Annotated in this window: 8 protein-coding genes; all 8 read left to right on the top strand. The window is 61.8% G+C overall.

Annotated elements, in window-relative coordinates; all coding sequences use genetic code 11:
- Positions 1–1,042: hypothetical protein (locus tag PLF13_14665; GenBank protein HOP08511.1), on the top strand; the 1,042-nt coding region annotated here is incomplete at its 5' end.
- A gap of 947 nt (positions 1,043–1,989) precedes the next feature.
- Complete coding sequence (locus PLF13_14660) at positions 1,990–3,588, top strand: hypothetical protein (GenBank protein HOP08510.1); 1,599 nt, start codon at positions 1,990–1,992, stop codon at positions 3,586–3,588.
- 55 nt (positions 3,589–3,643) lie between these two features.
- Positions 3,644–3,925: a hypothetical protein gene (locus PLF13_14655; GenBank protein HOP08509.1), complete on the top strand. Its 282-nt coding sequence runs from the start codon at positions 3,644–3,646 to the stop codon at positions 3,923–3,925.
- Between the two features lie 305 nt (positions 3,926–4,230).
- Complete coding sequence (locus tag PLF13_14650) at positions 4,231–4,623, top strand: hypothetical protein (protein ID HOP08508.1); 393 nt, start codon at positions 4,231–4,233, stop codon at positions 4,621–4,623.
- A 10-nt stretch (positions 4,624–4,633) separates the two neighbouring features.
- Positions 4,634–5,164, top strand: a complete 531-nt coding sequence (locus PLF13_14645; protein HOP08507.1) for a hypothetical protein — start codon at positions 4,634–4,636, stop codon at positions 5,162–5,164.
- A 2-nt stretch (positions 5,165–5,166) separates the two neighbouring features.
- Positions 5,167–5,367 (top strand): hypothetical protein, encoded by a 201-nt coding sequence (locus PLF13_14640; GenBank protein ID HOP08506.1) that lies wholly within the window; start codon positions 5,167–5,169, stop codon positions 5,365–5,367.
- Positions 5,357–7,240, top strand: a complete 1,884-nt coding sequence (locus tag PLF13_14635) for a hypothetical protein (GenBank protein HOP08505.1) — start codon at positions 5,357–5,359, stop codon at positions 7,238–7,240. The genes PLF13_14640 and PLF13_14635 overlap by 11 nt, the downstream gene beginning before the upstream one ends.
- Positions 7,237–7,577, top strand: a 341-nt coding sequence (locus tag PLF13_14630; GenBank protein ID HOP08504.1) for a hypothetical protein, incomplete at its 3' end; no start/stop codon positions are given. The genes PLF13_14635 and PLF13_14630, both read left to right, overlap by 4 nt.

Genomic DNA, 7,577 nt, shown 5'->3' with positions numbered 1-7,577 from the left:
TCCTCCTGCCGAGCAGCCGGTCGAGCAGCCGGTCGAGCAGCCGGTCGAGCAGCCGTTGGAAGAGGGTCCGATCGACTCGCCGCCGGAAGACCTGACGGGAGTGCCCGATCATGTTGTGCGAAAAGGCGAAAAATCGATCACCACGTGGAAACAGCTGCGCGCCGAGCGGGACGAGCTCGAGCGCAAGGTGGTGGACACGGAGCGAGATCGCCTGTTGAAAGAGCAGGAGCTGGCCGAGCTGAAGGAGAAACTCGAGAAGGTGCCGTCCGAAGAAGAGCTGGAGAAGCTGAAGGAAGAGCTCGCGACGACCAAGTCCCGGCTCTCCCAGGTCGACCTGGCCGGGACTCCCGAGTTCCAGGAGCAGTTTGACAAGCCAATCAACGAGCTCTTCGGCCGCGTGGTGCAGAAGCTGATGCAGGCCGGACACGAGGAGAAGGAAGCCCTCTCCCTGGCCCGCAAGGTGTTCCGCCCTGGGGTCACTTCGCCCCAGAGCATTGAAGAGGTCCTGCCGGACGAGAGCTCAGTCGTGGTCGGCGCCCTGAGCGCCCTGCTTGAGAACCGCGACCCGCTGCTCCAGAAGCGCGAGGAAGCGCTCAAGGAGCACCAGCAGACGATGGAGGCGCTTCAGCTCGAACGGAACCGCAAAGCCTCGATGGATATCAGCGCCCAGCTCACGCAAGTGGCCGAGAAGGCGTTCGAGGAAGTCGGCAAGGGCGGCTCGTGGCTGTTTGTCAAGGGCGCAGACGAGAAGTGGAACGAAGGCGTGGAGGCGCGGAGGAATGCGGCGCTTGGGTATCTGAGGGCCGGCAAGCCTGAGGTGCTGGCGCGGCTGATCTTCGAAGGCATCGCATCGCCTGTGTACCGCAAGTCGTTCGAGAAGGTCAAGGCCGACCTGGACGATATGCGCAAGAAGTACGAGGCGGTGATCAGTCGGCGCCCCGGGCTGGAAGCTCGTGCCCCCGCCCGACCCGGAGAAGATCCTCCGGAGGCTGCGCCTACGACCGTCGGCGGGATCGTTGACCGGGTCTGGGGCGAGACCTGATCGCCCGCGGCGGGGTCGTGCCAGGCACGGCCCCGCCTTGCTTTTATGTGCTCGGCGTGGTAGGATTTTCATTGAGGTGATGCTCAATGGGAAAGAAGAAACACAGCCAGCAGCTTGATTTAGCCCCCTCCAAGACGGCTCCCAACGCCGGGTCCCCCGGCCGCGTTTCGCCTGCATCACCTTCGGAGGGGGCTATTTGTGGGATATACGGTATCTATTGTGTGGCGGATGAGAGATGGTATGTCGGGCAGAGCGTCGACATCCATAGAAGATGGCGGGCACACTTTAGGGCGGTGGAGGCCGGGCGGCACGACAATTCTTTTTTCCAGGCGGCGGTGCATAAGTATGGGTGGGGTGAGTTCTTGTGGGTTGTTCTTGAGGTCGTCCCAAAGAAAAATTTAGATTCGGCAGAGATTGTCTGGATGGCCCAGCTCGGGGCCGCTTCACCAGGTGGGTTCAACCTCGTGCCCGGCGGTAAGCGCATCCCGCTTGCTTGGGTGCCCTACGTGGCTGAAAAGTTGTCGAAAGCCAGGAAGGGAGTCAAGTGGTCTGCGCACACGTTGCGGATACGGGGGCGGGCCGTGTCTGAAGCTTGTAGGCGGCGGCACCGGGCCAAGATGGAGGCTTTGGGGTACACGGAGGATTACCAACAATGCCGTATCTGTGGGAAGGTTAAGCGTCTCGCGTTATTTTCTGCTGCTTCCCGCGGCACCTTGCGCGTTTCTTCCTGGTGTAAGGCTTGTACGGCCAAGCGCGCTCGGGATCGAAGGGCACGCTTGACATCGGGCTAAGCACCTGCTAAATTTGTAATTGGATCTGATATCCGTAGTGATCCAACGGCCCACCCGGGGATCCGGTAGATGCTGAAGATACCGATCGCATCGTCGGTGCGAGTAGCGACGAGTGTTCGTCGCCGATTCAACCTTCGATAAGAAAGGAGATCCTCAATGGGTCACAACATCACTATCCCGAACGTCCATACCGACGTCAACGGGCGCCTCCTGCAGGCGGACGCTCGCCTCATTCGTGTGGCAGAACATATCGGTACGTTTCTCAAGGACGGCCAGATGCGCCGCCCCAACGCCTGGAGAGACCTCGTACCATATAGCCAATATGAGCCGTACAATGGCGAATCCCAAACCACTAACATCTTCCGCGGCACGCTGGGCGAACAGTCCGGTCTGAGCGCGTGGGCGAAGGTGGAAGCCAGTCGGCGCGGCATCGCGGGGACCCAGGAGCCCGTGGACGCGTGCTCGTACCAGCCGAAGACCTACGACTGGGCGATCGAGTCCCTGAGCTACACTGGGTACAAGCGTTCGTGGAAATCCCCCGTTCTTTGCGTCCGGGATTTTTATACGATTGATAAGGCGAAAGAGCAGCTGGCCATGATCCTCAAGGCCGGCAGCGCCGTCGTGGACGACACCCGAGTCACCTTCCAGCGCGAGATGTACATGTACTTCGCCGCCCTGGCCGGTCACTTCGTCGTCATGACGAGCGGGTTCAACGACTTCATCGACGACACCGCCACCCGGGTCTCTTTTGACCCGTTCGTGGACGACGCCGACGGCGACGAAGTTCTGACCTTCAATGCCGCTCTTCTGCCCAACATCAGCACGCTGAACTGGGACTACCTGGACTACTGCAAGCAGTGGCTCACGGACATGGCCCCCGAAGGCGCGTTCGGAATGGACTCCGGCATGCCGATGTTCATGGCGATGATGGACAAGAACGAATTCGAGCAGATGGTGTATAACGACGCCAACCTGCGCGAAGACTTCCGCTACGCCAAGCCCCAGATGCTGATCGAAGGCTTCAACATGGGCTTCAAGACCTACCGCGGAATCATCATCTCGCATGACCCGCAGCAGCCCCGCTGGGCCCTGAAGGGCATCGACGGCGGCAGCGCGACCCTGAAGCGCGTGAACCCCCGGCGCCTTGGCGACGCAGTGGCTATCGGCCAGCGTCCCGAGACCAACCCCGACTACCTGAACGCCGAGTTCGGTACGATCATCTTCTACCTGAAGAGCGCGTACACGATCCTGGTGCCTCGGGTCCTGACGAGCCTTGGCTCCGGTACGTCCTTCGGCGACGGCCCGGCGTTCAACGGCGAGTGGCAGTGGGTGAACAACAAGGACATGGACAAGAACATCCTGGGCGAAATCGGTTACTTCTTCGCCCGGTTCGAGTACCATCCCCGCCCGGAAGACAACGCGGCCAACGCGATCGTCCTCCTGTACCGGCGCTGCGTGACGCCCCGCGTGACGCGCTGCGACACGGACAGTGACGGCACGCTCGAGATCACCACGGCTACTGCGGTCACCTCGATCGCGGCGGTTGCTGGCGACGCAGAAGCGTTCACGGTCACCCTGTCCCGTCCGGCCGAAGTGTCGGTGGGCAGCGCGGTCACCCTGACCGATGCCTCGAGCAACACCTGCGCGGCGTACATCGCCGACACGGTTGGCGCTCCGGTGTACACGGTCATGACCGACAGTGTGGGCTCGTTCGACGCAACGGACACGCCCGTCACCATCACCAAGACTGCGTAAGGGCCTCGGGGGCCCTGGCAACCCAGGGCCCCCGGATACTTGAAAGGAAGACATCATGGCTAATGCAAGTTACACGAACAAGTGGGGCCAGACGGTCGATACTGAATCGACCGACACTGGCATGCTGCCTGCGTTCGACCGGGACGACCCGGGCGGGAGCGGCATCGTGGTCCCCAACACGGCGGACAACGCCGAGGACGTCGCTACCCTTCGGGCCAAGCAGTCCGATGGTACGACTGACGTGGCCGACTCCGTCGGCCTGAAGACGCCGTTCAGCCCGCAGTACGACGGGTCGAGCGACTCGACCGGCGGGTTCCCGGACGTCCACGCGACCTAATCGGAGCCCCGGACAATGCCCTGCAGCGGGTCGTGCGTCTTCTGTCGTTGCGTGGTCTACACGTCGACGGAGGATTGCTCGACCGGCTGCTGCGGCCGTCCGGACTCCGACACTTGGGTCGTGGCGGCGGCGGATTTCGAACCGGAGGAGACTACGAACGACACCGTCGACCTAACCGATTGATCGCGCCCCCGAACCCAAGTCGCTACGGATCCAGGTCTCCGCGTTCGATGAGGGCGCGGGGGCCTTTTACTTTAGTGGACCTGATAGTGACAAGGTGATAGTATGGATATGCGGAGGTTTTTATGACAAGATGCTGCAGCTCGTGGACTAACGTATGCCCGGAGCCGGCACCGGTTTCGATAACGAACAACACGTACAACATCGACGGCGACGACGTCGCTTTCGACGTCGAGCGGTTTGTGTTTGATGGCACGTCCCCCAGCAACCCGTTCAAGACGGTGTCGCCGGGAGTCGTCGGAGAGCCCGGGTCCTATACCTACTATGTCGAACTCTCGGCCACCCCGATCAATCAGGGCTCCGTCTCCGTCAGGATGGGCGGCACGGTGGACCAGAAGCCGTTTCTGGATTCCGCCGGCGAGTCGGCCAACTTCCAGGTGATCGGAAAGTACGTGTTTTTCTTCTTCGACTTGGTGAATGGCGACGAGGTCTACGTCAAGTATATCTCGACACCGTAAGGAGCTGGACGTGGGAGGCCCGATCAGCGCGAAGGAGCTCGCCCGGCTAAGGGCGGGCTTCCTGTCGTCTCCCCTGACGTCACGAGATATCCCGGAAGGCAGCATTGACTCCTCGAAAATCGACTCTACCGTGGCGCCCGCGTCCAGCATCGACGAGGTGAACGCGAACATCGACGTGCTGTCTGCAAACATCGACACGTTGTCGACGGATGTCGTGGGGATAAGCGCTCGGCTGGCCGCGGAAGAGGCCGCCACTGCGTCGCTGGCGACGGTGGCCACAAGCGGGCTGTATGCGGACTTGGCCGGAATCCCGGCTGAGCGGCTTCTGCACGTGGAGCAGCACACGTGGGCCGGGGGAGAGGCCGTCCCGTACACACATGCGCTGGCCCACGTTCCCGTTTCCGGCAGCCTTTTTGTGCTGGATGATGCGGTGCTCACCGCCCTGGCCTACTCGGTTTCCGGGGCCGACATTACATATACCGCGGCGGTGCCCGGAGCCGGCGTCGTCACCACTTACATCTGCATGAGGGAAGGGGCATAGCGATGGCCGAGGATCTCAAAGCCGAGGTGGACAAGTCGCTTGCCTACGTCTCTCGCCAGATGGCCCACGCGGTGTGCGATCTTGACGCCGCTATCGAGTGCGTGGCAAGAGAGGCCGACAGGCGGCTGAAGCGGCACGACAAGGATATCGAGTCCCTGCAGCGGAGAGTCAGCGACCTGGAAGGGAAGCTCAATGGCGTATGACCAACCATACGAAGCGAGAGACGGGTTCGGCCCGATGTCGAAGGGGATGCACTCCGGCCTCGACCCCATGTATCTTGACTCCTTCGGGCAGTATGCGTATGGCGTCAACGTCACTACGCGCGGCGGCACACTGAAGACCCGACCCGGTTTTGTTGACCTTGGTTCCGTTGGTTCCGGCAGCAATTTCCAAGGCGCCAAAGAGTATCTCTTGGACGAGTCCGATCACGTCGCCTTCTGTATCGATGGGGTGGTGTACGTCCGCAACGGGGAGACCGGCGTGGTCACCGAGATCACAGGGCACACGTTATCGGAAACTGTCCAAAACGTATACTTTACGCAAGTGTTCCGGTGGATGGTTGTGCAGGATGGGGTCTCTCGTCCGCTCGTGATCGAGGAGTCGGGCGGCGCGTTCTCCCGCGTGGCGAGAGACGCGGTCGTCGACGGGCCGGTTCCCGCCACGCGTCAGGCTCCGTGGATCGCGCTGTCCGTAGGGACGATCGGGGCTTACGCCCACGGCCGGTACCACTTTGTTCCCGCCAAGGTCCCGCAGGAGCTCCCCGCGTTGACTACCGCGACCGATGATGACGGGGAATACTACAATAACGCCGACGCGATCCCGACGGCGTCCGACGAGTCCGGCAAGGCGTGTTTCGTCAGCTCGGACATCCTCGACCCGCTTTCCCCGATGTCGGTATTTCGCATGACCGAGCACCGCGGCCTCGACGAGGGCGGATCGTATGCGCTGCCGTCGGAGCTTGGCTTCGTGCACGGCATGGGCGGGATGCGCGGGGCGGCCACGGGCACCGGTGTCGGGGCTCTTTTCGTGTTCGGCTCCCGCGGCGTGAGCGCCTTTGAAGTCTCCGCGCCACGGTCCGCCGTCGTGGCCGGGAAGAGCTGGAAGGACATCGCGTTCTCCCAGACCGCTTTCTACGGCGCCGGCACGTACAGTCCATTCTCCATAGTGAACGTGACGGACGACTTGTGGTATGTGGACACCTCGAAGCATCTGCGTTCCGTGACGTATGACCGCTCGCAGTTGTCGTCCGAGGGGTACTCCGCCCCGGCTATGTTCAACATCACCAAGAGCTTCGAGTGCCAGCGGTGGGTGGACCGCACATCCGATGCCTATCGCCCGTACATTTCCGCGGCCAACGCCGCCAATCGGCTGCATTGGACGTTGTGCGACGGGCTGGCGGTTGGCTCCCTTGATTTTGCTCAGACCTACACGGCCACCCCGTCCGAGCTCCCGGTGCTTCACGAAGGCATTTGGACCGGGTTCTCGTTTCTGCGGGTGTTGTCCTTGAACGGTAGTCTGCACGTGTTTGTGCGGCCGAAAGCCGGGGGCGACGTGCGCCTGTTGCGGGCCGACCCCGACGCGCACACCGATCCCAACGACACCGACATCGAGTCGTTCATCGTGACGAAGCTCTACGCTGGAATTTACAACGAGGTCCACACGTTCTCTGAGCGCAAGAAGCTGTCGTACGTGGAGTTGCAGCTTTCCGGAGTAACGCGTACCACAACCATTGGAGTAGAATATCGCCCCAGCCACTACACGGGGTGGACGGAGCTTGGGTCATACACGATCAACGTGCCCGCCGGGACATCCGGGCAGGCCCGCTCGCGCATCAAGTTCGCCGTCAATCCAGCCACGGCGTCGGGGTGCAACAGCGCGATCAAGGAGGCGCTGCACGTCGGGCACGCGTTCCAGTTCAGAATTCGTTGGACGGGGCGTCTGAAGATCGATCGGTTTCTCATGGTCGCGCCGATCCTGACGAAGGCCCCGATCGAGCAGTGCCGCACGGACAACGAAGATATGGTATCTTATCCAGAAGAGGACTTTATAGATCTGGATTACGAGGTGACGATGTGAATCTCTATACTTTAGGTGATGCGATCACGGCCGTCTCTCGTTTCGTCGAGGACGGCTCCGGCGCGTGCGATCGCGACACGGTCGTGGACCGGGTGAACGAGGCGTGCGAGCGGCTTATGGTGAAGGGAGACTGGAAACATTCGCTCGTCGTTGTGCGCGCTCGTGTCGACAATCAGGAGTTCCCGCTCCCGAGGGAGATCGAGTCCATCCGCGCCATCAACATTGATAACGGTCCGTCCACGGTGAACTCTCCGCACTTCCGGTTCATGGCCAGCGGGCCCGGCGAGGAGCGGTCGTGGTCGGGAACCGGGCACAAGGACTTTGACGAGCTCGGAAT

This window comes from Candidatus Zixiibacteriota bacterium, assembly GCA_035380245.1.
GTDB lineage: Bacteria > Zixibacteria > MSB-5A5 > GN15 > FEB-12 > DAOSXA01.
Note: the sequence above shows the minus strand (reverse complement) of the source record. Positions and strands in the feature narration are given on the sequence as shown.